Source organism: Mycobacterium sp. SMC-17, from assembly GCF_045310915.1.
GTDB lineage: Bacteria > Actinomycetota > Actinomycetes > Mycobacteriales > Mycobacteriaceae > Mycobacterium.
Genome location: NZ_JBJIAK010000127.1, coordinates 1 through 2,225 on the forward strand (window position 1 = coordinate 1; position 2,225 = coordinate 2,225).

The window sequence follows — 2,225 nt, forward strand, 5'->3', positions numbered from 1 at the left end:
CACACCCAGCCAACCAGACACCCCAATCACAGGCCGACAGCAGCTGACCGTTCTACACCCTCAATCATGAAGAGCCGCTAAAACTGCTGTCCATAAGCGCACACTGGTGTTGTCGAGCCCAATTTCGTCCACTTCGCAACGGGGGGTTGGACGTGCGCGACAGACGGCGGCGATGACGCAATAGTGTGCACATACATGTAGATTGGGCAAATACTTTTGTTACCGGGGGCGCGGTGGATGGGCAGACAGGGCCGGAATCGGCCATGAGGGGGAAGCCGACGTGGTTCGGACCAGAGCGATCGCGACTGTTTGGCGTTGTGCATTCGCCTGAGGGTGGAGCTGCGCGGGCGGGCGTGATCATCTGTCCGCCGCTCGGCAGGCAGCAGCTATATTCGTATCGAGGGTTGAAGTTGTTGGCGCAGGAGTTGTGCGCCAAGGGTTTTGCGGTGTTGCGGTTCGATTACCCGGGTACCGGGGACTCGACCGGAGCGCAGTCTCGCGACAGTGCTGTGACGGACTTTGTCGAGGGCGTCCGAACCGCGGTCGACTACATGAGGTCCGCTGGGGTTCAGCGGGTATCGCTCGTCGGCGTGCGAGCCGGCGCACTGCTGGCGGCTGTGGCCGCCGAGTCGGTTGCCGGGCTCGAGTGCGTGGTCCTGTGGGACCCCGTGACCGATGGTCGTCGGTATGTGCGCGAACAGCAGTCGCTCTACCGGGTATCAGTTTCCGATGGCGGCTCGGACGAACTGCCCGACGAGGTAGGCGCAGTACAACTCCTCGGCATGCCGTTGTCGTCCGCCGCTGCTGCTGAGTTGAGCGCTTTGAAGATGCCGAGTGTGGTCAACGCTGCTCGCCTGCTGGTGCTGACCAGACCGGAATATGTCGGTGACCGTCGGCTCGCCGGCCTCGACGTCCAGGCCTGCGAAGCGCAGGTGATTTCTGGGCAACCGGAGTTTCTCGAGCCGCGAAGCGTGTTCTTCAAAATCCCGACGGATACGGTGGCTGCGATCGAGAAGTGGATGGATGCGAACAGCGCGTCGGAATCGGTACCGTTTCGTCCTGGCCTGCTGGGTTCCGCCGTCGTCGAGGTGTTGCCCGACGGTCGGGAGATTGTCGAGTCGTTCGTCGAGCTCGGGCCTGACCGGTTGTTTGGCATCAGAACTGCAATCGCCGGAACTCGTGAGGACGGTCCCACTGTATTGATCCACAACACGGCTTGCGAACATCGTGTGGGCTCAGGGCGGATCTGGCCAGATTCAGCGCGGGAGCTGGCGACGCTAGGTGTCAACGTGGTGCGCTACGACCGCCGCGGTGTCGGTGAGACGGGTATCGCGAACGACCAATACACCGGGATCCATTCAGCAGCCGCTCAATCTGACGTGACGGCTGCCGTCCATGCACTGGGGGTGCCGTCTCGCAACCTGATGATGACTGGGATCTGCTCCGGTGCATGGAATTCCGCGTACGCGGGTTCGCGATATGGCGTGCGTCTGGTGGTGCTCCTGAATCTCCTGCTGTATTCGTGGCGGCGAGTCGATGGTGTGGCCGAACGCTTCGCATACATGGCCGAGGCACCCGACAACCCACCGCGACTGAGACAGCGGACGTGGGAAACCGTCAAGAAACTGCTACGGGACGACCTGCCATATCCAGGCTGGTTGCTTCTGGGACACTTGGGTTACACGCAGGCTCCCGAAGTGCTGATGACTCCCCTTATGAAAAAGGGTGTGCGTACTGAGCTCGTCTTGTCCCCATCTGACTACGAGTGGTATCAGGCGCATCGTGGCCCAATTGGGGCGAATCGACTGGCACGTCGCGGGTCGACGCCGAAGCTGACCGCCGTGCCCGGCGGGGATCACGCTGTCCTACATCGCGGACTGCAAATATTTATGCGGAAGTACTTGGTGGATGCGGCGCGACGAGAATTTTCCGCGTCGCCGTGACGGCCGCGGTCAATTCCGCAATTGCGGAGCCGCTCTTCTTGCACGTACGCGCCCGCATGGCGTCAGCCCGATGAGCGGCAGCGGCCAGTAAGACGTACAGCACATAATTTGCGCCAAGGATTCGCCAAAATGCCGACGAACGAAGAAGATACAGGCCCACGGCGCGCCACGGCTGCCCGCCTCGGATGAGATTCTCGGCATCGTAAGAGCAATGATCAGAACCTGTGGATGAGCCTCGGCGAGGCGGCGTAGGAAAGGGCGCACCTTCCCGAGGATGATCTG

The 2,225-nt window shown here is 61.6% G+C and carries 2 protein-coding genes; one reads left to right on the forward strand and one right to left on the reverse strand.

The window, feature by feature from the left end; translation table 11 throughout:
- Window positions 1-413: 413 nt before the first annotated feature.
- A complete protein-coding gene (locus ACJH7A_RS30315) occupies window positions 414-1,943 on the forward strand; it encodes a serine aminopeptidase domain-containing protein (protein WP_234789599.1) in 1,530 nt (509 codons plus the stop codon).
- A gap of 9 nt (window positions 1,944-1,952) precedes the next feature.
- On the opposite strand, the gene ACJH7A_RS30320 is transcribed toward ACJH7A_RS30315, so the two are convergent.
- On the reverse strand, window positions 1,953-2,225 hold a 273-nt coding region (locus ACJH7A_RS30320; protein ID WP_406803307.1), incomplete at its 5' end, for a hypothetical protein.